At 62.0% G+C, this 21535-nt stretch carries 20 protein-coding genes; 19 read left to right on the forward strand and 1 reads right to left on the reverse strand.

Features of this window, described 5'->3' with window-relative positions:
* Nucleotides 1–269 precede the first annotated feature (269 nt).
* The 17 genes from mraZ to AC1RTP_RS23620 all read left to right on the forward strand — a co-directional run bounded on the left by mraZ (nt 270) and on the right by AC1RTP_RS23620 (nt 18522).
* A complete protein-coding gene (gene mraZ / locus AC1RTP_RS23540) occupies nt 270–698 on the forward strand; it encodes a division/cell wall cluster transcriptional repressor MraZ (RefSeq protein WP_498611056.1) in 429 nt (142 codons plus the stop codon).
* A complete protein-coding gene (gene rsmH, locus AC1RTP_RS23545) occupies nt 685–1680 on the forward strand; it encodes a 16S rRNA (cytosine(1402)-N(4))-methyltransferase RsmH (RefSeq protein WP_498611129.1) in 996 nt (331 codons plus the stop codon). The genes mraZ and rsmH overlap by 14 nt, the downstream gene beginning before the upstream one ends.
* Nucleotides 1673–1945 (forward strand): cell division protein FtsL, encoded by a 273-nt coding sequence (gene ftsL / locus AC1RTP_RS23550; RefSeq protein ID WP_498611057.1) that lies wholly within the window; start codon nt 1673–1675, stop codon nt 1943–1945. Before rsmH ends, ftsL begins: the two co-directional genes overlap by 8 nt.
* The gene (locus tag AC1RTP_RS23555; RefSeq protein WP_498611059.1) at nt 1942–3729 is read left to right on the forward strand and encodes a peptidoglycan D,D-transpeptidase FtsI family protein; all 1788 of its coding nucleotides are present in this window, start codon (nt 1942–1944) and stop codon (nt 3727–3729) included. The genes ftsL and AC1RTP_RS23555 overlap by 4 nt, the downstream gene beginning before the upstream one ends.
* Nucleotides 3730–5274 (forward strand): UDP-N-acetylmuramoyl-L-alanyl-D-glutamate--2,6-diaminopimelate ligase, encoded by a 1545-nt coding sequence (locus tag AC1RTP_RS23560; RefSeq protein ID WP_498611061.1) that lies wholly within the window; start codon nt 3730–3732, stop codon nt 5272–5274.
* On the forward strand, nt 5274–6728 hold the full coding sequence (locus tag AC1RTP_RS23565; RefSeq protein WP_498611063.1) for a UDP-N-acetylmuramoyl-tripeptide--D-alanyl-D-alanine ligase: 1455 nt from the start codon (nt 5274–5276) through the stop codon (nt 6726–6728). Before AC1RTP_RS23560 ends, AC1RTP_RS23565 begins: the two co-directional genes overlap by 1 nt.
* Nucleotides 6729–6730: 2 nt before the next feature.
* Entirely contained in the window at nt 6731–7900 is a 1170-nt protein-coding gene (gene mraY / locus AC1RTP_RS23570) for a phospho-N-acetylmuramoyl-pentapeptide-transferase (RefSeq protein ID WP_498611064.1), read from the forward strand.
* Entirely contained in the window at nt 7900–9402 is a 1503-nt protein-coding gene (gene murD, locus AC1RTP_RS23575; RefSeq protein WP_498611066.1) for a UDP-N-acetylmuramoyl-L-alanine--D-glutamate ligase, read from the forward strand. The genes mraY and murD overlap by 1 nt, the downstream gene beginning before the upstream one ends.
* The gene (ftsW, locus tag AC1RTP_RS23580; protein WP_498611067.1) at nt 9402–10613 is read left to right on the forward strand and encodes a putative lipid II flippase FtsW; all 1212 of its coding nucleotides are present in this window, start codon (nt 9402–9404) and stop codon (nt 10611–10613) included. The genes murD and ftsW overlap by 1 nt, the downstream gene beginning before the upstream one ends.
* A gap of 11 nt (nt 10614–10624) precedes the next feature.
* On the forward strand, nt 10625–11680 hold the full coding sequence (gene murG, locus AC1RTP_RS23585) for an undecaprenyldiphospho-muramoylpentapeptide beta-N-acetylglucosaminyltransferase (protein WP_498611130.1): 1056 nt from the start codon (nt 10625–10627) through the stop codon (nt 11678–11680).
* On the forward strand, nt 11677–13065 hold the full coding sequence (murC, locus tag AC1RTP_RS23590) for a UDP-N-acetylmuramate--L-alanine ligase (RefSeq protein ID WP_498611069.1): 1389 nt from the start codon (nt 11677–11679) through the stop codon (nt 13063–13065). The genes murG and murC overlap by 4 nt, the downstream gene beginning before the upstream one ends.
* Nucleotides 13066–13069: 4 nt before the next feature.
* Nucleotides 13070–14029 (forward strand): D-alanine--D-alanine ligase, encoded by a 960-nt coding sequence (locus AC1RTP_RS23595; protein WP_498611071.1) that lies wholly within the window; start codon nt 13070–13072, stop codon nt 14027–14029.
* Nucleotides 14030–14045: 16 nt separating this feature from the next.
* Nucleotides 14046–14810 carry a cell division protein FtsQ/DivIB gene (locus AC1RTP_RS23600; RefSeq protein WP_498611073.1) on the forward strand — a complete coding sequence of 255 codons (765 nt, stop codon included), beginning with the start codon at nt 14046–14048 and terminating at the stop codon, nt 14808–14810.
* 15 nt (nt 14811–14825) lie between these two features.
* Entirely contained in the window at nt 14826–16058 is a 1233-nt protein-coding gene (gene ftsA / locus AC1RTP_RS23605) for a cell division protein FtsA (RefSeq protein WP_155455388.1), read from the forward strand.
* A 97-nt stretch (nt 16059–16155) separates the two neighbouring features.
* Nucleotides 16156–17376, forward strand: coding sequence for a cell division protein FtsZ (ftsZ, locus tag AC1RTP_RS23610; protein WP_498611075.1), 1221 nt, complete (start codon nt 16156–16158; stop codon nt 17374–17376).
* Nucleotides 17377–17457: 81 nt separating this feature from the next.
* The gene (locus AC1RTP_RS23615) at nt 17458–17961 is read left to right on the forward strand and encodes a peroxiredoxin (protein ID WP_057261919.1); all 504 of its coding nucleotides are present in this window, start codon (nt 17458–17460) and stop codon (nt 17959–17961) included.
* 108 nt (nt 17962–18069) lie between these two features.
* Nucleotides 18070–18522 carry a hypothetical protein gene (locus AC1RTP_RS23620; RefSeq protein ID WP_498611077.1) on the forward strand — a complete coding sequence of 151 codons (453 nt, stop codon included), beginning with the start codon at nt 18070–18072 and terminating at the stop codon, nt 18520–18522.
* Here AC1RTP_RS23620 and AC1RTP_RS23625 read toward each other — a convergent pair.
* Nucleotides 18498–19037, reverse strand: a complete 540-nt coding sequence (locus tag AC1RTP_RS23625) for an SET domain-containing protein (protein ID WP_498611079.1) — start codon at nt 19035–19037, stop codon at nt 18498–18500. The two genes, AC1RTP_RS23620 and AC1RTP_RS23625, sit on opposite strands and share 25 nt — an antisense overlap.
* Before the next feature lie 657 nt (nt 19038–19694).
* On the opposite strand from AC1RTP_RS23625, the gene AC1RTP_RS23630 reads away from it, so the two are divergent.
* Both AC1RTP_RS23630 and lpxC read left to right on the forward strand, forming a co-directional pair.
* Nucleotides 19695–20537: a DMT family transporter gene (locus AC1RTP_RS23630; RefSeq protein ID WP_498611131.1), complete on the forward strand. Its 843-nt coding sequence runs from the start codon at nt 19695–19697 to the stop codon at nt 20535–20537.
* Between the two features lie 33 nt (nt 20538–20570).
* Entirely contained in the window at nt 20571–21506 is a 936-nt protein-coding gene (gene lpxC / locus AC1RTP_RS23635) for a UDP-3-O-acyl-N-acetylglucosamine deacetylase (protein ID WP_498611081.1), read from the forward strand.
* Nucleotides 21507–21535: the final 29 nt, after the last annotated feature.

A 21535-nucleotide genomic window follows, 5' to 3' on the forward strand; every position in this document is an offset into this window, starting at 1 on the left:
GATTTCCAAATTTATTTTTAGTCATTTTTTTCACGTTTCGCCATCTTTGCATGTGAAGTAGCACTTTCACTATCTTCCATAAGTCCCTAATTTCTCAATGGTTTTTAGCGCTGCTATTTCTCAAGGAATGGCGCTAAGTCCTTAATTTCATTGGACAAATCGGTGTTTTCACTTGGGAAAATCGCTTGACCGGCTTGTGAGCATCCTCTAAAGTGGGCGACAGTGTGAAAAAGTGTAGTTTTGTGGGATTTTTTAGATAAGGTTAAGTCGTGTTCCAAGGCGCGTCCGCGATCACATTAGATGCGAAAGGCAGGATGTCCATCCCGGCCAAGCATCGTGACGCACTGATGATTCAGTGTGAAGGACGGCTCACGCTTACCAAACACCCGGATGGCTGCCTGCTGATGTACCCGCGCCATGTCTGGGAAGCCAAACGCGACCAGATCGCAGCCTGGCCGATGTCGGCCCGCGGCTGGCAGCGTATCCTGCTGGGCAATGCCGCCGACGTCGAGATGGATTCGGCCGGCCGCATCCTGGTGGCGCCTGAATTGCGCGACGCCGTCGGCCTGGGCCGCGAAGTCGTGCTGTCCGGCATGCTGACCCACTTCGAGATCTGGGATCCGGTCAAGCGTGCCGCCAACGAGCAAGCCACCATCGAGGTTGGCATGCCCGATACCCTGTCCGATTTCTCCTTCTGAGGCCCGACTCACCATGACGACGACCTCGGTGCCAGAATTCCAGCATCGTACGGTGCTGTTAGATGAAGCGGTGGATGCGCTCGACCTGAAAGGCGAGCGCGCCAACGGCATCTATATAGATGGAACGTTCGGCCGCGGCGGCCATAGCCGCCTGATCCTGTCCCGCCTGGGCCCGGAAGCCCGCCTGATCGCCTTCGACAAAGATTTACAAGCTATCGCCAACGCCGAAACCATCGGCGACAAGCGATTCACCATCGTGCATGACAGCTTCGCCACCATGGCGGATGCGCTGGCCGAACGCGGCATTCCCGCCGTCGACGGCATTTTGCTGGACCTCGGCATCTCGTCGCCACAAGTAGACGATGCTGCGCGCGGCTTCAGCTTCCGCAACGATGGCCCGCTCGACATGCGCATGGATACCACGCGTGGTATCTCCGCCGCCGAGTGGCTGGCCACAGAATCAGAAAAAACACTGGAAAAGGTGATAAGGGATTATGGGGAAGAACGGTTTGCTTTTCAGATTGCAAAGGCGATTGTTGCTCGCCGGGCAGTCGAACCAATTTCAAGCACACGACAGCTTGCCGGTATCGTGGCAGGCGCGGTCAAGACTCGCGAGAAGGGCAAGGACCCTGCGACCCGCACCTTTCAGGCTATCCGGATTTTCGTCAATAAAGAGCTTGAGGACCTTGAATCGGCCCTGAGCCAGGCTTTCAACGCCCTGAAGCCGGGCGGCATCCTGGCCGTCATCAGCTTCCATTCGCTGGAAGACCGCATGGTCAAGCAATTCCTCGCTTCCAAGGCCAAGGTGGAGCAGCCCGACCGGCGCCTGCCGATCAAGGCGGTCGACCTGCCGCAGCCGGAGTTGAAACTGCTGGCCCGTATCAAGCCTTCCGATAAAGAGGTTGAGGAAAACCCGCGCGCACGTTCGGCTGTGATGCGCGTTGCCATGCGCCTGCCTTCCACGGGGGGGCGCAATGAGTAACAAGCTCAATATCGTATTGACGGCATTCCTGGTCGCTTGCGGCCTGTCGACCGTTAACGCGCAATACCAGGCGCGCCACCTGTTCGTGGACCTGGAGCGCGCGAACACGCAAGCCAAACAGCTCGATACCGAATGGTCGCAGCTGCAGCTGGACCAGTCCACGCTGGGCAAGCACGCCCGTATCGAAGAAATCGCCCGCCGTGAACTGAACATGACCCAGCTCACGCCGAACCGCACCCAATACCTGACGGAGGGCGACAAGTGACGCGCTCCAGCGGAACCGGACCAGCACGCGTGGCACGCTCGCAAGGCGTGTCCTTCTCCAAGAGCCCGGTATTGGCGGTGCGCCTGCCAAGCTGGCGTTCGCGCGTCGTGCTGTTCGTGATCTTCGTCGCGTTCGCCGCGCTGGCGGCGCGCGCAGTCTGGCTGCAGGGCACTTCAAGCCAGCAGCAGTTCCTGCAGAAGGAGGGCGCCAATCGCTACCAGCGCACGCAGGAGCTGCCGGCAGTGCGCGGCAAGATCACCGACCGCAATGGCCAGGTGCTGGCTTCGTCCATTCCTGTGCGCGCCATCTGGGCAGCGCCGGAGGAAGTGCTGGCAGCACCGAAAGAAAAACTGCGCGCCCTGGCCGGCCTGCTGGAGATGAGCGAGGCCGAACTGCGCAAGAAGCTCGACTCCGACCGCAACCTGGTTTACCTGAAGCGCCAGGTCGAGGTGGAAACCGCTGATAAGATCAAAGCGCTGGACCTGGACGGCATGGATATCCGTCCAGAGTACAAGCGCTTCTATCCGCAGGGCGAAGTCATGACCCACCTGGTGGGCTTCACCAACGTGGACGACCGCGGCCAGGAATCGATGGAACTGGCGCAGCAGAACAACCTGGTCGGCAAGCCTGGCTCGCGCCGTGTGATCAAGGATGGCCGCGGCCACATCGTCGAAGACATCGGCGGCAAGATCGAACCGCACAATGGCAAGGACGTGGTGCTGTCGGTGGACAGCAAGATCCAGTACATCGCCTTCACCCAGCTGAAACAGGCAGTCGAGCATTTCGGCGCCAAGGCTGGCGGCGCCGTGGTGCTGGACGTGCATACCGGTGAAGTGCTGGCGCTGGCAAACTACCCAAGCTACGACCCGAACGACCGCCGCAACCTGACCGGCGCGCAGCTGCGTAACCGGGTGATGACCGATACCTTCGAGCCGGGTTCCACGCTGAAGCCGATCACCGTGTCGCTGGCGCTGGACACCGGCCGCGTCAAGCCATCCACCCTGATCGACACCGGCGGCGGCAAGTACACGATTCTCGACAAGACGATCTCGGATACCAAGGCCCACGGCGTGATCAATGTGGGGCAGATCATTGAGATGTCGTCCAATATCGGCACGTCGAAAATCGCGCTCAGCATGCCGGCCCAGGATATGTGGGAAATGTTCACCAAGGTCGGCTTCGGCCAGCAGCCGAAGTGGGGCTTCCCCGGTGCAGTGGCGGGGCGGGTACGGCCTTATAAATCATGGCGGCCTATCGAACAGGCGACCATGAGCTACGGTAATGGTATCTCGGTGTCGCTGATACAGCTGGCCCGCTCCTACATGATGTTTGCCCGGAATGGTGACACCATTCCTTTGTCGTTTGAGAAGGTCGACAAGGAGCCGCTGGGCCAGCAGATCATCAAGCCGCAGACCGCCGCGCAGATGCGCGAGATGCTGGAGACCGTGGTGTCCGGCAAGGACGGCACGGCCAAGAAAGCCCAGATTCCAGGCTACCGCGTAGGCGGCAAGACCGGTACCGCCTACAAGGTCGAGAACGGCCGCTACGCCATGCCGCGCAAGTACATTGGTTCCTTCGTCGGCATGGTGCCGATGTCGGCGCCGCGCTTCATCATTGCAGTCATGATCGACGAACCGACCCAGAATGGCCACTTCGGCGGCTCGGTCGCAGCACCAACTTTCGCGGCTGTCGCAATCAACGCATTGCGCGCCTCTAATGTGCCTCCTGATTCGAGCATCACGGAAATCGTGGTGCCGACCGATACCGGACCGGAGGCCATGTAAATGACGACGATGACCCATCAAGACATTATCAGCTGGATGCGCGAGGCAGCGCCAAATGCGCAGCTGGCGTCCGACTCGCGCCGCATCAAGGCCGGCGACGTATTCTTTGCCTATCCTGGCGATGCCAAGGATGGCCGCACTTTCATTGCCGCAGCCATTGCCAACGGCGCTGCCGCCGTGGTGTACGACGATACCGATTACGCTTGGGATGAAGCGCACACTGTGCCGCACCTCGCCGTGGCGGGACTGAAGAAACAAGCTGGCCCGATCGCGCACGCATGGTACGGACAGCCCGATGCAAGCATGTTCACTGTGGCCGTCACCGGCACTAACGGCAAGACTTCCTGTGCGGTTTGGACCGGCCAGGCGCTGGCGAAAGTCGGCGAAACGACCGCAGTCATTGGCACGCTGGGCGTAGGCATGTTCCGCGCCCGCGGCGAAGTGGAATTCGACGAAACCGGCTACACCACGCCGGATGCCGTGCTGCTGGCCCAAAAACTGAAGGAAGTACACGCCGACGGCGCTGGTGCGCTGGCGATCGAAGCATCGTCAATCGGCCTGCACCAGGGCCGTACCGAGGGCATGCACTTCGACGTGGCCGTCTTCACCAACCTGACCCGCGACCACCTGGATTACCACGGCGACGAAGCAAACTACGAAGCCGCCAAGACCATCCTGTTCGACTGGCCTGGCCTGAAGCACGCCGTCGTGAACCTGGACGATCCGATGGGCCATCGCCTGATCGCCCACATCAAGGCATCTAAGACGCCGCGCAAGCCGGTCATCATCGGCTATACGCTGAAAGACATCAAGGCGCAGCCGAACGTGCAGGGCATTTCGATGCTGCGCGCCAGCTCGCTGCGCAGCCGCAACCTGGGTACTGAATTCAACCTGGATTCGACCTTCGGCCACGCGCACGTGCGCACCCAGCTGGTCGGCCCGTTCAATGTCAGCAACGCGCTGGCCGTGCTGGCTGCGCTTCTGGCGAAAGGCGTCGCCTTCCGGACCGCCATCGATGGCATCGAATCGCTGCAGCCGGCCCCGGGCCGCATGCAGCAGATCGGCGGCCAGGAAGCACCGATGGTCGTGATCGACTATGCGCACACGCCGGATGCACTTGAAAAAACGCTGGAAGCCCTGCGTTCCGTCGCCAACGACCGTGGCGGCCACCTGTGGTGCGTGTTCGGCTGCGGCGGCGACCGCGATCCGGGCAAACGTCCGCAGATGGGCCGCATCTCGCAGATGGCGGAACATGTGCTGGTCACCAGCGACAATCCGCGCAGCGAAGAACCGGCCGAGATCATCCGCCAGATCGTCGCCGGCATGGACCGTGAAAATCCGAATTCGGAATTCATGACGGTGGAAGACCGCGCTGCCGCGATCCTGTCCGCCGTGCGCAATGCCGGCAAAGCGGACGTGATCTTGCTGGCAGGGAAGGGACATGAGCCCTATCAGGAAATCAAGGGCCGCAAGATGCCGTTCTCGGATGCCGAGCACGCGCAACTGGCGTTGTCAGCACGCTTGACCATGATGAGGCCGCACTGATGCGCAGCACCATTGCCCACATCCTTCCAGCGCTGACCGGCGCGCACCTGCATCATGGTGTGCTGACCAATGACGCCGCGCTGGCGCTGGACTTTGACGGCGTGTCCACCGACACCAGAACGGTCGGCGCCGGCCAGCTTTTCGTCGCTTTGCGCGGCGAAGTGTTCGACGCCCACGACTTCCTGCCGCAGGTGGTGGAGAAGGGCGTCGCCGCTGTCGTCGTCGACAAGCTGCCGGAAGGCTGGACCCTGCCCGCCATCGTAGTGCCGGACACCTTGGTCGCCCTGGGCCAGATCGCCAATTACTGGCGCAAGCAGTTCACGCTGCCCGTGATCGGCGTCACCGGCTCGAACGGCAAGACCACCGTCAAGGAAATGATCGCCTCCATCCTGGCCGCCGCCCATGGCGAAGACGGCCGCCTGGCAACGCGCGGCAACCTGAATAATGAGATCGGCGTGCCGTTGACGCTGTTCCGCCTTGATGCGTCGCACCGATCCGCCGTGGTGGAACTGGGCATGAACCATCCGGGCGAAATCGGCCGCCTGAGCGCCATCGCAGCGCCGACTATCGGCATGGTGAACAACGCCCAGCGCGAACACCAGGAATTCATGCACACCGTTGAAGCGGTAGCGCGCGAGAATGGCAGTGTGTTGTTCGCGCTGCCGGGCGACGGCGTGGCCGTGTTCCCGCATGGCGACGAATTCACCCCGGTCTGGCGTGAACTGTCCATCGGCCGCCGCGTCCTGACTTTCGGCCTGGACGCCGCCGCCAACGTGAGCTGCACGTACACCTCTGGCGACTTCGGCGCCGAGCTGGAAGTGACGGTGCGCCCTGCGGCCACTGCGCAGGCCATCGGCCATGGCGCAGCGGCATCCTTCGCCGCACCCGATGCCGTGCCGCGCCACTTCAGCGTCTCGCTGCAGGCTGCCGGCGAGCACAATGTGCGCAACGCGCTGGCCGCCATCGCCTGTACCTATGCCGCCGGCATCGACACCTCCACCATCCGCACGGGCCTGGAGGCTTTCGCGCCGGTAAACGGCCGCCTGCAGAAAAAGCAGACCTCTAACGGTGCGCTGCTGATCGACGATACCTACAACGCCAACCCGGACTCCGTGCGCGCCGCCATCGACGTGCTGGCCAAGGCAAAAGCGCCGCGCATTCTGGTGCTGGGCGACATGGGTGAAGTCGGCACGCAAGGCAAGGAGTTCCATGAAGAAGTCGCAGCCTACGCCGCAAGTAAAGGCATCGAGCACTTCTTCGCCACCGGCACGCTGGCCGCCCACATGGCGCCGCATGCCCAGCACCACCAAGAATTCGACGCGCTGCTGCAGGCCGTAAGCGCCGCAGTAACGCCGGATGCAACCGTATTGATCAAGGGCTCCCGCTTCATGAAGATGGAACGGGTCGTGCAGCATTTGATTGGATCGCAACACGCAACAAAGGAATCACACTAATCATGCTGCTTTGGCTCGCTCAAATCCTGCAGGACGACATTGGGGCTTTCCGCCTCTTTAACTACATCACCTTCCGCGCCGTGATGGCTACCATCACGGCCCTGCTGATCGGCCTGATTGCCGGCCCCGCCGTGATTCGCAAACTGACCGTCATGAAGTACGGCCAGGCGGTACGTACCGACGGTCCTCAGACCCACCTGAAGAAGCATGGCACCCCAACCATGGGCGGCGTGCTGCTGCTGATCGCCGTCGGTGTTGCCACCGTGCTGTGGTGCGACTGGTCGAATCGCTTGATCTGGCCTGTGATGATCGTGACCATGGGCTTCGGCGCCGTGGGCTGGGTGGACGACTACCGCAAGGTGGTGCGCCAGGATCCGGAAGGCATGCGTTCGGCTGAAAAATACTTCTGGCAGTCGCTGGTCGGCATCGCTGCCGCCCTTTACCTGGCGTTCTCGGTGTCCGCGCCTACCCCGGCAAAAGTGTTTGAGCTGTTCTTCCAGTGGGTGCAGTCTGGCTTCTCCATGGACCTGCCGCCAAAGGCCGACCTGATCGTGCCGTTCGTGAAGACCATCAGCTATCCGCTGGGCGTGTGGGGCTTCATCGCGCTGACGTACTGCGTGATCGTCGGCACCTCCAACGCCGTGAACTTTACCGACGGCCTGGACGGCCTGGCCATCATGCCGACCGTGATGGTGGGTTCGGCCCTGGGCCTGTTCGCCTACCTGACCGGTTCCGCGACGTATTCGAAATACCTGTTCATCCCCCACATTCCTGGCGCGGGTGAGCTGATCATCTTCTGCGGTGCGATGGCGGGCGCCGGCCTGGCCTTCCTGTGGTACAACGCGCACCCCGCGCAGGTCTTCATGGGCGACGTCGGTGCATTGGCGCTGGGCGGCGCGCTCGGCACGATCGCGGTGATCGTGCGCCAGGAAATCGTCCTGTTCATCATGGGCGGCATCTTCGTTGCCGAAACGCTGTCCGTGATCATCCAGGTGGGCTGGTTCAAGTACACCAAGAAGCGCTATGGCGTTGGCCGCCGTGTGTTCCTGATGGCGCCCTTGCACCACCACTTTGAACAGAAGGGTTGGAAAGAAACCCAGGTTGTCGTGCGCTTCTGGATCATCACGATGATGCTGGTCCTGGTTGGCCTGTCTACTTTGAAACTGCGCTGATGATTTATAACGGCAAAATTGCACTGGTACTGGGGCTCGGGGAATCGGGCCTGGCGATGGCGCACTGGCTGGCGCGCTGCGGCGCACTGCTGCGCGTTGCCGATACGCGCCCAGTGCCGGACCGCCTGCCGCTGCTGCGCGAGCAGTTGCCGGGTACGCAGTTCATCGCCGGCCCGTTCAATGCGGCGCTGCTGGACGGCGTGGACTTTGTCTGCGCCAGCCCTGGCCTGGGTCCGAACAAGGAACTGGCCGAGATCATCCCTGCCGCGGCGGAGAAGGGTATTCCCGTCTGGGGCGAGATCGAGCTGTTCGCGCAGGCACTGAAATGGCTGAAGGAAGACCGCGCCTACGAGCCGAAAGTCATCGCCATCACCGGCACCAACGGCAAGACCACGGTCACCAGCCTGACCGGCCAGCTGTGCGAACGCGCCGGTATGTCGGTGCGCGTGGCCGGCAATATCAGCCCGGCGGCGCTGGACGTGCTGCGTGAAGTGATGGAGAACGATAGCCTGCCGCAAGCCTGGGTGCTCGAGCTGTCCAGCTTCCAGCTGCACACGACCTACAGCCTGAATGCCGACGCCGCCACCGTGCTGAACGTGACCCAGGACCACCTGGACTGGCACGGCAGCATGCAAGCCTACGCCGACGACAAGAAACGCATCTTCGGCGAAGACACTGTGCGCGTGCTGAACCGCGACGACAAATGGACCATGGCGATGTCCAACCCGACTGGTGAAAACGTCACCTTCGGCACCGATGCGCCGGAACTGGCCCACTCCTTCGGACTGGTCAACGAGCGTGGCGTGTACTGGCTCGCTACCGCCGAACCGACCGACGACACCGAGCCGCCGAAGCGCCGCAAGAAGAACGACCCGCCTCCGCCGCCGGTTGAGTGCTACTCCAAGAGGTTGATGCCGGCCGACGCGCTGCAGATCCGCGGCACGCACAACGCTTCCAACGCGCTGGCGGCGCTGGCACTGTGCCGCGCCATCGGCCTGCCGTTTGCACCGCTGCTGCACGGCCTGCGCGAATACAAAGGCCAGCCGCACCGCGTGGAGCTGGTCGCATCGATCAATGGCGTCGATTACTACGATGACTCCAAGGGCACCAATGTGGGCGCGACTGTCGCAGCACTGGTAGGCCTTGGCCAGGCTTTCGCCGGCGAGCAGAAGCTGGTGGTGGTCATGGGCGGCGACGGCAAAGGCCAGGAATTCGATCCTCTGGCGAATCCTGTGCGCCGCTTTGTGCGCGCCGTGGTGCTGATCGGCCGCGATGCACCGGCTATCCGCACCGCGCTGGAACCGACCGGCGTGCCGATGGAAGATTTCGCTACGCTGGAAGAAGCGACCAAGCGCGCCTCGGCGCTGGCCCACGCGGGCGATGCCGTGCTGCTGTCGCCGGCTTGCGCCAGCCTGGACATGTTCAAGAACTACGCGCACCGCGCGCAGGTGTTCATCGACACCGTGCGCGAGATTGCGCTTGATGCGGGGCAGGAGATCTGATGGCGATCCAGCTTCCATTCCGCTTCGGTGGCGCCGAGTCCCCAGCTCCGCTGGATGGACGCGCACGCCATTCGAAGATGATGGAATACGACCAGCCGCTGGTATGGTCGGTGCTGCTGCTTATGCTGTTCGGCATGGTGATGGTGTATTCGGCGTCGATCGCGCTGCCGGATTCGCCGAAATTCGCCGCCTATAAGAACTACTACTTCGTGCAACGCCAGGCGGTCTTCATCGGCATCGCGATGGTGGCGGCAGCTGTCGCCTTCCGGGTGCGCGTGGAAGACTGGCAGAGGGCCGCGCCTTACCTGTTCATCGCCACCCTGGTGGCGCTGGTGCTGGTGCTGATCCCGGGCCTGGGCGTGAACGTCAACGGCGGCCGCCGCTGGCTGACACTGAAAGTATTCCAGTTCCAGCCGTCGGAACTGATGAAGCTCTTCATCGTGCTGTACGCGGCTGACTACACCGTGCGCAAGCAGGAATTCATGCACCGCCTTTCCAAGGGCTTCGCGCCGATGGCGCTGGCTGTGGCCTTCGTCGGCCTCTTGCTGCTGTTGGAGCCGGACTTGGGCGCCTTCGGCGTGATTGTCTGCATCGCCATGGGCATCCTGTTCCTGGGCGGCGTGAACGCGGTCTGGTTCGGGGGCATTGCGGGCATGCTGGTGCTGATCTTTGTGACGATTATCTGGCTCTCGCCATTCCGCCGCGCGCGCCTGTTCGCCTACCTGAATCCGTGGGAAGAAGAGAACGCGCTGAACAAGGCATACCAGCTGACGCACTCGCTGATCGCCTTCGGCCGCGGCGAAATCGGCGGCGTAGGCCTGGGCGCCAGCGTCGAGAAGCTGCACTACCTGCCGGAGGCCCACACCGACTTCCTGCTGGCCGTGATCGGCGAAGAGCTGGGCATGGTCGGCGTGCTGGTCACCATCGGTATGTTCTACTGGATCGTCAAACGTGCTTTCGACATCGGCCGCCAGGCGATTGCCATCGACCAGACCTTCGCAGGCCTGGCCGCAAAAGGCATCGGCATCTGGATCGGTGTACAGACGTTTATCAATATGGGCGTAAACCTCGGCCTGCTGCCGACCAAGGGCCTGACGCTGCCGCTCATGAGTTATGGCGGCACCGGCATCATTATCAACTGCGTGGGCCTGGCGATCCTGCTGCGGATCGACTACGAAAACCGGGTCATGATGCGGGGAGGTCGCCTGTGAGCAAGCGCTTGATGATCATGGCAGCCGGCACCGGCGGCCACATTTTCCCTGGCCTGGCAATTGCGCAGGCCATGCTTGCACGTGGCTGGGAAGTTTCCTGGCTCGGCACGTCGCACGGCATGGAAACGGACCTGGTGCCGAAGCATAACGTGGAGATGGACGTGGTCCACTTCAGCGGCATGCGCGGCAAAGGCCTGATGCACACCATCAGCGGCGGCTTCAAGATGATTGGCGCCTTCCTGGACTGCTTCCGCTTCATCGGCAAGCGCAAGCCGGACGTGGTGCTGGGCATGGGAGGCTACGTTTGCGTGCCGGGCGGACTGATGGCGAAGCTGCGCGGCGTGCCGCTGGCCCTGGTGAATGCCGATGCAGCCCTGCTGCTGTCGAACAAGACGCTGGCGCCGATGTCGAAGAAAGTTTTCTTCGGCTTCCCGGCGGAATTCGGCGCCGCTGCAGGCAAGGCGGTCGTCACCGGCAATCCGGTGCGCAAGGAAATCCTGGCAATGCCGGCGCCGGAGCAGCGTTTCGCCGGCCGTGAAGGCGTGCTGCGCATCCTGGTGGTGGGCGGCAGCCTGGGCGCCAAGGCGCTAAACGATGCGTTGCCGGCCGCACTGGCGTTGATCGCGCCGGAACAGCGTCCGCTGGTGAGCCACCAGTCGGGCAAGAAGAATATTGAAGCCCTGCGCGCGGCTTACGCGCAGGCGCATGTGGAAGCGAACGTGGTCGATTTTATCGACGACATGGCGAGCGCTTACGCGCAGGCGGATATCGTGATCTGCCGCGCCGGCGCCATCACCGTGTCGGAACTGACGGCAGCTGGCGTGGCCAGCGTGCTGGTTCCCCTGGTGGCCTCGACGACCAGCCACCAGCGCGACAACGCGCAGTGGATGGCGAAGCAGGGCGCATCCATCCATATGCCGCAGACGGAGTTGAATCCGGAAAGCCTGGCAGCACTGTTGCAGACTTTGAACCGCAATACCTGTCAAAAGATGGCGGCCGCCGCGCTCGCAGTGGGCAAGCGCGATGCGAATGACGCCATCGCAAAAGAATTGGAAGCACTTGCATGAAACATAAAGTAAAGAACATTCACTTCGTCGGCATCGGCGGCAGCGGCATGAGCGGCATCGCCGAAGTGCTGGTGACCCTGGGCTACAACGTCTCCGGCTCGGATCTCGGTTCGAACGCCGTAACCCAGCGCCTGGTCGACATGGGCGCCACCGTGCACCAGGGCCACGATGCAGCCTTCATCGGCAACGCCGACGCGGTCGTGACCTCGACCGCCGTCAAGGCCGACAACCCGGAAGTGGTCGCCGCGCGCGCCCGCAAGATTCCTATCGTCCCGCGCGCCGTGATGCTCGGTGAGCTGATGCGCCTGAAGCGCGGCATCGCCATTGCCGGCACCCACGGCAAGACCACCACCACCAGCCTGGTGGCGTCCGTGCTGGCCGAGGGCGGCCTTGATCCGACCTTCGTGATCGGCGGCCGTTTGACCGCAGCCGGCGCCAACGCGAAGCTGGGCTCCGGCGAATACCTGGTGGCGGAGGCCGACGAGTCGGATGCGTCCTTCCTGAACCTGACCCCAATGATCGAAGTCATCACCAACATCGATGCCGATCATATGGAGACTTACGAGCACGATTTCGAAAAGCTGAAGCAAGCCTTCGTGCACTTCACGCACCGCCTGCCGTTCTACGGCCGCGCCATGCTGTGCATCGACGACCCGCACGTGCGCGCCATCATCCCGCAGGTGACCAAGCCGGTGACCACCTATGGCTTCGCGGAAGACGCCGAAGTACGCGCCATCAACGCGCGCGCCGTAGGCACCCAGATGCACTTCACCGTGCTGCAGGAGGGCTTCCCGGACCTGGACATCGTACTGAACCAGCCCGGACTGCATAACGTGCAGAACGCCTGCTCCGCCGTCGCCATCGCGCGCGAAATCGGCGTACCGGATACCGCGACGCAAGCTGGCCTGGCAGGCTTCGCCGGCGTGGGCCGCCGCTTCACCAAATACGGCGAAGTGGCCATCCCGTCGGGCGGCAGCTTCACCCTGGTGGACGATTTCGGCCATCACCCGATTGAAATGGAAGTGACCACCGCCGCTGCGCGCGCCGCCTATCCTGGCCGCCGCCTGCTGCTGGCCTTCCAGCCGCACCGCTACAGCCGTACCCGCGACCTGTTTGAAGACTTTGCAAAAGTCCTGAGCACCGTCGACGTGCTGGTGCTGTCGGACGTTTATGCGGCGGGCGAAGCCCCGATCGTGGCCGCCGACGGCCGCGCGCTGGCGCATGCGATCCGCGCACGCGGCAAGGTAGAACCGGTATTCGTCGAAAACATCGCCGACATGCCGGAAACGATCATGAACGTGGTGCGCGACGGCGACGTCGTGCTCACGATGGGCGCGGGCTCGATCAGCGGCGTCCCTGCAAAACTCACGAACTGGAAGGTCTGACGCGATGACCAAACTGACTGCACAAGAAGCAAAAGCATTCGGCAAGGTGGGCGTGCTGATGGGCGGCCTGTCCGCCGAGCGCGACGTATCCATCATGTCCGGCACCGGCGTGCTGGCAGCCCTGCAATCGCAAGGCGTGGATGCCCATGCTTTCGACCCGGGCCAACGCTCGCTGGCTGAACTGGCCGCGGAAAAATTCGACCGCGTGTTCATCGCGCTGCATGGCCGCTATGGCGAAGACGGCAGCCTGCAAGGCGCGCTGGAATTGCTCGGCATTCCATACACCGGCTCCGGCGTCATGGCCAGCTCGGTGGGCATGGACAAGATCACCACCAAGATCCTGTGGCTGCGCGAAAACCTGCCGACCCCGGAATACGCGGTGCTGGGCGCCGACTCCGACCTGGACGCGGAAGCCGCGCGCCTTGGCCTGCCGCTGATCATGAAACCGCCTCACGAAGGCTCGACCATCGGCATCACCAAGGTGAGCGACAAGGCCGGCCTGCAAGCCGCCTACGACGCTGCCGCGGCGCTGGACGACTGCGTGCTGGCTGAAGAATTCGTGGAAGGCCGCGAGTTCACCGTCGCCGTGCTGGGCACCGGCAAGACCGCGCGCGCGCTGCCGATCGTGGAGATCGTCGCGCCGGCCGGCAACTACGACTACCAGAACAAGTACTTCACAGACGACACCCAGTACTTCTGCCCGCCGCAGCTGGACCAGGCGATGCAGGACGAAATGCAGCGACTGGCCGTCGCGGCCTATCGCGCCGTTGGTTGCGAGGGCTGGGGCCGGGTCGACGTGCTGCTGCGCGAAAAGGACCAGAAGCCATTCCTGCTGGAAGTGAATACCTCGCCAGGCATGACCAGCCATTCGCTGGTGCCGATGGCCGCCCGCGCGACCGGCGTGAGCTACGAAGAATTGTGCGTGGAAATTCTGCGCACCGCACGACTGAAGCTGAAGAAGTAAAGGACCGAAAAGACTTATGTGGCACGACGTAAAAGCCTTGAATGCATCCGCCAGCGGCCTGGTCGCGCTGTCGGTGCTGGCTTGCGCCGCTGCCGGCGTGTGGTGGGTCGCGAATCGTCCTGTATTCGATTTGCGCTCCATCCGCGTTGAGACCATGGACAAGTCGGAGTTCAAGCACGTGAACCACCTGACGCTGCGAAACGGCACCCAGGGTCGCCTGCTCGGCAACTTCTTCACGGCGGACCTGGACCAGGTGCGCAAGGTGTTCGAGTCGGTGCCGTGGGTTCGTCGTGCCAGTGTGCGGCGCGAGTGGCCAGACCAGCTGATCGTGGAGCTGGAAGAGCACGAAGCGCTGGGCACCTGGGGCGAAGACGGCCGCCTGTTGTCGGTGAAAGGCGATGTCTTCACCGCCAACCTGGCCGAAGCCGAAGAGGATCACGAGCTGCCGGAGTTTTCCGGCCCGGACGGCAGCGAAAAGGAAGTGCTCGCGCGTTATGGCGAGTTGAAGCAATGGTTTGCACCGGCCAAGCTGGCGCCGCAGGGAGTGGCCCTGTCGGGACGCTATGCGTGGACGGTGAAGTTGGACAACGGCGCCAGTGTGGCGCTGGGACGCGAGGCAACGCATGACACCCTGCATCAGCGGGTGCAGCGCCTGGTCGGGATCTGGCCGCAGATTTCCGCCCGCGTGCCGAATATTGAAACGATTGATATGCGCTACCAGAACGGCCTGGCCTTGAGCGCAGCGGGATTGAAGATCCCGTCGGATACGAAGAAACGTTGAAAGCAGGGCATAGAGATGACTAAAGACGCTAAGAACCTGATCGTCGGCCTCGACATCGGCACCTCCAAAGTGGTGGCCGTGGTGGCCGAGGTGATGGGCGATGGACGCCACGAAGTGATTGGCCTGGGCCAGCACGAGTCCAGCGGCCTGAAAAAAGGCGTGGTGGTGAACATCGAAGCGACCGTCGAATCGATCCAGCGCGCGCTGGAAGAGGCGGAGCTGATGGCCGACTGCAAGATCCGTAATGTGTACGCGGGCATCGCCGGCAGCCATATCCGCAGCTTCAATTCCAGCGGCATGGTGGCGATCAAGGACAAGGAAGTCACCGCCACCGACGTGGCGCGCGTGATCGAGACTGCCAAGGCAGTCAACATCCCGACCGACCAGCAGCTGCTGCACACGGTGCCGCAGGAATTCATCGTCGACTCGCAGGACGATGTGCGCGAGCCGATCGGCATGAGCGGCATCCGCCTGGAAGTGAAGGTGCATATCGTCACGGGCGCCGTGAGCGCGGTGCAGAACATCGTCAAGTGCGTGCGCCGCTGCGGCCTGGAAGTGTCGGACCTGATCCTGCAGCCGATGGCCTCGGCCGACGCGGTGCTGACCAACGATGAAAAGGAACTGGGCGTAGTGCTGATCGACATCGGCGGCGGCACCACCGACGTGGCGGTCTTCAGCGACGGTGCGATCCGCCATACGGCCGTGATCCCGATCGCCGGCGACCAGATCACGAACGATATTGCGATGGCGCTGCGTACGCCGACCGGCGAAGCGGAAGAAATCAAGATCCGCTACGGCGTGGCCAAGCAAGTGCTGGCCGATCCAGGCGAGCACCTGGAAGTGCCGGGCCTGGGCGACCGCGGTCCGCGCAACCTGTCGCGCCAGGCGCTGGCCGCCGTGATCGAGCCGCGCGTGGAAGAACTGTTTGCGATGGTGCATCAGGTGGTGCGCGAGTCCGGCTACGAGGGCGTGCTCTCGTCGGGCATCGTGCTGACCGGCGGCACCGCGATCATGCCGGGCATGGTGGAGATGGCGGAAGACATCTTCCTCAAGCCTGCGCGCCTGGGCACGCCGGACTACCGCGGCCAGCTGGCCGACGTGGTTCGCAGCCCGCGCTATGCAACCGTGTTGGGGCTGTTGTTGGAAGCGAAGAAGCAGTACCTGCGTGGCCACATTGTGACCCGCCAGGATGGTTCGGTAAAAGCAGTATGGCAGCGCATGAAGGAATGGTTCCTGGGTAACTTTTAAAATCAATTTGAAATAAAACCTGCAGTTTTCAATCTCCAGTTCTCCTATTGATATGAGGCCTGGCGCTTGAAAACCGCATTCTAGATAGGAGTACATCATGGAGTTTGATATGGTAGACAACGCAACACTGGGAACGGTCATCAAGGTCGTTGGTGTTGGCGGTGCGGGCGGCAATGCGGTCCAGCACATGATCAACAAGGGCATGAGCGGCGTGGAATTCATCGCTGCCAATACCGACGCACAAGCGCTGGCCACCTCCAAGGCAAGCAACATCATCCAGATCGGCGAGACCGGCCTGGGCGCAGGCATGAAGCCTGACGTCGGCCGCGCGCTGGCAGAAGAATCCCGCAGCCGCATTGAAGATGCGCTGCGCGGCGCGCACATGGTCTTCATCGCTGCCGGCATGGGCGGCGGCACCGGTACCGGCGCAGCGCCGATCGTGGCGGAAATCGCCAAGCAGCAGGGCGCACTGACCGTGGCCGTTGTTTCCAAACCGTTCTCGCACGAAGGCCAGAAATGCCTGGACATCGCCGAAGCAGGCCTGGAGCAGTTGTCCGCCAACGTCGACTCGCTGATCGTGATCTGCAACGAGAAGCTGGAAGAGATCTACGAAGACGAGTCCCTGATCGAGTGGCTGCAGCACGCTGACGACGTCCTGAACAACGCCGTCGCCGGTATCGCCGAAATCATCAACGTGCCTGGCCACATCAACGTCGACTTCAACGACGTGAAGACCATCATGGGCGAGCAGGGCAAGGCGATGATGGGTACCGCCACCGCTTCCGGCGTGGACCGTGCACGCGTGGCCGCCGAGCAGGCAGTTGCCTCTCCGCTGCTGGACGGCGTCGACCTGGCGGGCGCACGCGGCGTGCTGGTGAACGTCACCGCCTCGCGCGGCCTGAAAGGTAAGGAAATCAAGGAAGTCATGGCTGCCGTTCGCGCCTTCGCCGCACCGGATGCGTCGATCGCACAAGGTATCGCCTACGACGACGCCATGGGCGACGACATCCGCGTGACCGTGGTGGCGACCGGCCTGGGTAAAGCCAAGAAGCACGTGCAACTGGTACCGCAGCAGCAACTGCGCACCGGCACCCACGGCGGCAGCCCGCTGAACGTCAACGCAGCCTTGGGCGGCGGCGCAGCGACTGCAGCAGTCGGCGGCTTCGGTTCCGCAGGTTTCTCCGGCGTTTCGGCCGACGTGCAGAAGCAGCCAGCCGTGTGGCGCCGCGAATCGGCCACCGAGCAGGTGAACGCACTGGCCAAGTCGGGCATGGAAACCTACGACATTCCTGCCTTCCTCCGCAAGCAGGCTGACTAAATAAGGTCAGCCGCGCCGCCGGATCACGCATCCGGCGGCGCGGAGTTATACTCTGGGTTTTCACAAGAAGGAGAACCCGAAATGACCATCAAGATCGGCGACAAACTGCCAGAAGGCCAACTGTCCGAATTCATCGAAACCGAGACCGAAGGCTGCTCCCTCGGCCCGAACACCTTCAATGTACAGGACATCACCAAAGGCAAGAAGATCGCGATCTTCGGCCTGCCAGGCGCCTACACCCCAACCTGCTCCGCACAGCACGTGCCAGGCTACGTCAAGCACGCAGCCGACCTGAAAGCCAAGGGCGTGGATGAAATCTGGTGCATCTCCGTGAACGACGCCTTCGTCATGGGCGCATGGGGCCGCGACCAGAAAGCCACCGGCACCGTCCGTATGATGGCCGACGGTAACGCTGCATACTCCAAGGCCCTGGGCCTGGACGCAGACTTCTCCAAATTTGGCATGGGCACCCGCTCCCAGCGTTATTCGATGCTGGTGGAAGACGGCGTGGTCAAGCAACTGAACGTCGAGCAAGGCGGCAAGTTCGAAGTGTCGAACGCCGAAACCATGCTGGGCCAGCTGTAATTTAGTAAGGCTTCAAAACAACACGCCCGGCATGCCGGGCGTTTTTTATTTCGGTCCAGGGAATTCTTGCTGCTAAAATTGCAACCCTTATTTTCAAGGGGGAATTCCATGTCGTCGCCAGTCACTTCCGATCCGACCGTAGCTTCCAGCGCCCGCTGGTTCTGGTGGATCGCCGGCCTTTCGCTGGTCAACCTGTTCCTGTTCTACTCCGGCAGCAATACCAGCTTCGTGGTCGGCCTGGGGATGACGGCGGTGGTCAGCGCGGTCTTCACCGACCCGAAGGCGGTTGGCCTGATCCTGTCGGCGCTGATTATTGGCCATTACGGCGTGATCGGCTATTTCGCGCTGCGCGAAAAGCTGTGGGCCTTCTACGTTGGCCTGGCGGTTTATGTCATCGACGCCGCGATCTATGCATTCTTCGAAGACTGGATACCGGTGGCTTTCCACGCTTACGTGATCTTCCACCTGTTCAAAGGTATTTCGGCTTTGCGCAGCCGCAGCGATGCAGCGCCGGTATCGGCGCCAGTCGAACAGGCTCAGTCGCCTGAAGCCGGAGCCTGAGTCGCGGCTTCAGTCGAAGTCTTGCTGCGGGACTTACGCTTCTTCGGCGCCAGCATGACGCCGGAACAGGAAGGCGCCCCGCAGTAGCAAGCAAATTCCTTCTTCACCTTGGCGGTGTGGCGGGCTTCGTAAATCAAGCCGTAGTTGTAGTTCAGCTCCTCGCCTTCCGCAATGTCGTGCAAGGAGCAGATGTAGACGCGGCTGTCGTCATCTTCCTCAGCCTCGCAATTAGGCTCGCAGGAATGGTTGATGTAGCGGGCTTCGTTGCCGCCCATGCCACCATCGATCAGCATGCCGTTGTTCAGGCTGAAGAAGAAGGTGTGCCCGATCGGGCCGCCTTTCTCCTCGGTGCGGCGGCAGCACTCTTCCCAATCGACGATCTCGCCGGTGTATTCAATGATGCGGCTGCCGGCCGGTATCATCCGGCGCGCGAAAACGCCGCGCCCATGCACGGGCGACTCATGCACCACATAGAGTGGTTCGACTTCTTCAACCAGTAGCGCTTCTGTATTCATCTCTCCATCATAACCCGCCACAAAAATATTCGTGATTCGTTTTTGGAATCCGGAACATTCGGGAGCTTGGCAGGTCTTGCAGTTTTCGGTCTCGGCGCAGAAGGCACAATGTTTGTACCTCGCCTGCGCTGGTCAACCCAAAGGAGTATTACCATGGATCGAGCAATACTTGTAGAAGAGGGCGTTATGACAAACGGCATGGTCGAGTGCGGTAGAGAGCTTTTGAGTGGGCTTGACGACGAAGGACTGCACCCACAGGCAATGTATTGGGAATATAACGAAGAGTGCAGGGACTGGTATCTGCAGATCATTACGAAAAAGATGGACAGGGGGGATCCTCGTAAGATCATTCGACGGGTCTTCAAAGTCATCGACGCCATGCCGTCAGTAAGGCAGCAACTCTGGCCTGATTATTTCAATATCAGGGGCACTTGGGATGGCGTATGCGAGGATGCGAGGAACCGGATGCCGTACGGCAGGCAAGGGGGCAGCACGGAACAGCGAGAGTGGTCGAACAGGGACTTTTACTGTTATCGATTGAGCTAATGTGGCCTCAGCAGCAATTCGTTTCTTTCAGTACAATGGACGACCCGGCAACGCTTTTGGGCCTCCATCGTGACTCCGCAACAAAAAGAAAACCTGCAAGCTATTTACGCCATGGTGGCAGCCGTCGCCATGTTCTCCCTCATGGACGCTTCCATGAAAGTGCTAGCCGGGCGTTACCCGGCGCTGCAGGTGACGGCGTTGCGATGCATGCTTTCGATGCCGCTGGTGTGCGCCTATATTGCCTATCGTGGAAAATTCACCGGCATCTTCAAGGTGCGCTGGCCGCTGCATATCCTGCGCGGCGTGATCGGCATCGCCATGCTGTCGCTCTTTGCTTATGCGCTGAAGTCGCTGCCGCTGGCCGACACCTACGCCATCTTCTTCATTGCACCGTCCCTGGTGACTGCATTGGCCGTAGTCGTCCTGCGCGAAAAAGTCAGCCTGGGACAGTGGGTTGCTATTGCGGTCGGCCTGGGCGGCGTGCTGGTCGTGTTGCGCCCGGACGGCAGCAATTTTGCCTCGGTTGCCGGTCTAGCGGTGTTGGCATCGGCGGTGTGCTATGCCATTTCCGCCATTGCCGGCCGCGTGTTGGCCAAGACCGACGCCCCTGAGCACGTGATGTTCTGGGTGTTGACGCTGATGGGCGTCGGTGTGGCGCCGCTGGCGATCAATGTCTGGGTGCCGATCGACTGGTCGCTGTGGCCGGCCATGGCGGCGCTGGCGGTAAGCGGCTTCTTCGGCCAACTGGCGCTGACGCGCGCTTTCAGCATGGGCAAAGCCTCCATCGTCGCGCCGTTTGAATATACGGCACTGGCCTGGGGCGTGGGCATCGACTGGCTGTTGTGGCACACGCTGCCGGATGCCTATACTTTGCTGGGCGCGGCCATCATTATCGGCTCCGGCATCTACCTGGTGCGGCGCGAAACCGAGCATGCCGAGGCTGAGCACCCGTAAGCGGGGAAGGGCGCGGGGCGCTATAATCCTCGCATGCTGAAACAAAGAACCATCAAAGAAATCGTCCGCACCACAGGTGTCGGCCTGCACTCCGGCACCAAGGTCGAGCTGACCCTGCGCCCAGCTGAGCCGGATACCGGCATCGTGTTCCGCCGTGTGGACCTGGACCCGCAAGTTGTCTTCCCAGCAAGGGCGGACATCGTGGGCGATACCCGCATGGCAACCGTGCTGATGAAGGACGGCGGACGCGTTTCCACCGTTGAGCACCTGATGTCGGCCTGCGCCGGCCTCGGCATCGACAACCTGTATGTGGACGTCACCGCGGAAGAAATCCCGATCATGGATGGTTCGGCATCGTCCTTCGTCTACCTGCTGCAGCAGGGCGGCGTGCAGGAGCAGGAAGCGCCTAAGAAATTCATCAAGATTAAGAAAACCGTTGAAATCCGCGAAGGCAAAGGCCCGAGCGAGAAATGGGCACGCCTCGTGCCGCACGACGGCTTCAAGCTGGACTTCTTCATCGAATTCAACCACCCGGCGGTGGATGGCACGGCGCAGCGCGCGACCGTGGATTTCGGCGACGTTTCGTATATCCAGGCGATTGCCCGTGCCCGCACCTTCGGCTTCATGCAAGATGTGGAAATGCTGCGCGGTATTGGACTGGCGCGCGGCGGCTCGCTGGAAAACGCCATTGTGATGGATGAATATCGCATCCTGAACCAGGACGGCCTGCGTTACGACGACGAATTCGTGCGCCACAAGATTCTCGACGCAATCGGCGACCTGTACATGGTCGGCCACCCGATCATCGCCAGCTACGAAGCACACAAATCCGGCCACGCCCTGAACAACCAGCTGCTGCGCGCCATGCTGGCCGATCCGGATTCCTACGAACTGGTCTCCTTCGACTCCATCGACACCGCCCCGCCTTCCTACGCGAAGCAGATGTCGCGCGAGTGGGCCTACCTATAAGAAATGTCCACCGTGGGGTCAGGAACTAA

This window comes from Pseudoduganella sp. GW821-FHT11H04 (assembly GCF_058807935.1).

What these genes read in the sequence shown, in the direction of transcription:
- murC (WP_498611069.1), top strand. Translation starts at nt 11,677, where the DNA reads ATGAAACATAAAGTAAAGAACATTCACTTCGTCGGCATCGGCGGCAGC.
- AC1RTP_RS23565 (WP_498611063.1), top strand. Translation starts at nt 5,274, where the DNA reads ATGCGCAGCACCATTGCCCACATCCTTCCAGCGCTGACCGGCGCGCAC.
- murD (WP_498611066.1), top strand. Translation starts at nt 7,900, where the DNA reads ATGATTTATAACGGCAAAATTGCACTGGTACTGGGGCTCGGGGAATCG.
- mraY (WP_498611064.1), top strand. Translation starts at nt 6,731, where the DNA reads ATGCTGCTTTGGCTCGCTCAAATCCTGCAGGACGACATTGGGGCTTTC.
- ftsA (WP_155455388.1), top strand. Translation starts at nt 14,826, where the DNA reads ATGACTAAAGACGCTAAGAACCTGATCGTCGGCCTCGACATCGGCACC.
- AC1RTP_RS23595 (WP_498611071.1), top strand. Translation starts at nt 13,070, where the DNA reads ATGACCAAACTGACTGCACAAGAAGCAAAAGCATTCGGCAAGGTGGGC.
- AC1RTP_RS23625 (WP_498611079.1), bottom strand. Translation starts at nt 19,037, where the DNA reads ATGAATACAGAAGCGCTACTGGTTGAAGAAGTCGAACCACTCTATGTG.
- lpxC (WP_498611081.1), top strand. Translation starts at nt 20,571, where the DNA reads ATGCTGAAACAAAGAACCATCAAAGAAATCGTCCGCACCACAGGTGTC.
- murG (WP_498611130.1), top strand. Translation starts at nt 10,625, where the DNA reads ATGATCATGGCAGCCGGCACCGGCGGCCACATTTTCCCTGGCCTGGCA.
- AC1RTP_RS23560 (WP_498611061.1), top strand. Translation starts at nt 3,730, where the DNA reads ATGACGACGATGACCCATCAAGACATTATCAGCTGGATGCGCGAGGCA.
- AC1RTP_RS23620 (WP_498611077.1), top strand. Translation starts at nt 18,070, where the DNA reads ATGTCGTCGCCAGTCACTTCCGATCCGACCGTAGCTTCCAGCGCCCGC.
- AC1RTP_RS23600 (WP_498611073.1), top strand. Translation starts at nt 14,046, where the DNA reads ATGTGGCACGACGTAAAAGCCTTGAATGCATCCGCCAGCGGCCTGGTC.
- AC1RTP_RS23630 (WP_498611131.1), top strand. Translation starts at nt 19,695, where the DNA reads ATGGTGGCAGCCGTCGCCATGTTCTCCCTCATGGACGCTTCCATGAAA.
- ftsL (WP_498611057.1), top strand. Translation starts at nt 1,673, where the DNA reads ATGAGTAACAAGCTCAATATCGTATTGACGGCATTCCTGGTCGCTTGC.
- ftsW (WP_498611067.1), top strand. Translation starts at nt 9,402, where the DNA reads ATGGCGATCCAGCTTCCATTCCGCTTCGGTGGCGCCGAGTCCCCAGCT.
- AC1RTP_RS23615 (WP_057261919.1), top strand. Translation starts at nt 17,458, where the DNA reads ATGACCATCAAGATCGGCGACAAACTGCCAGAAGGCCAACTGTCCGAA.
- ftsZ (WP_498611075.1), top strand. Translation starts at nt 16,156, where the DNA reads ATGGAGTTTGATATGGTAGACAACGCAACACTGGGAACGGTCATCAAG.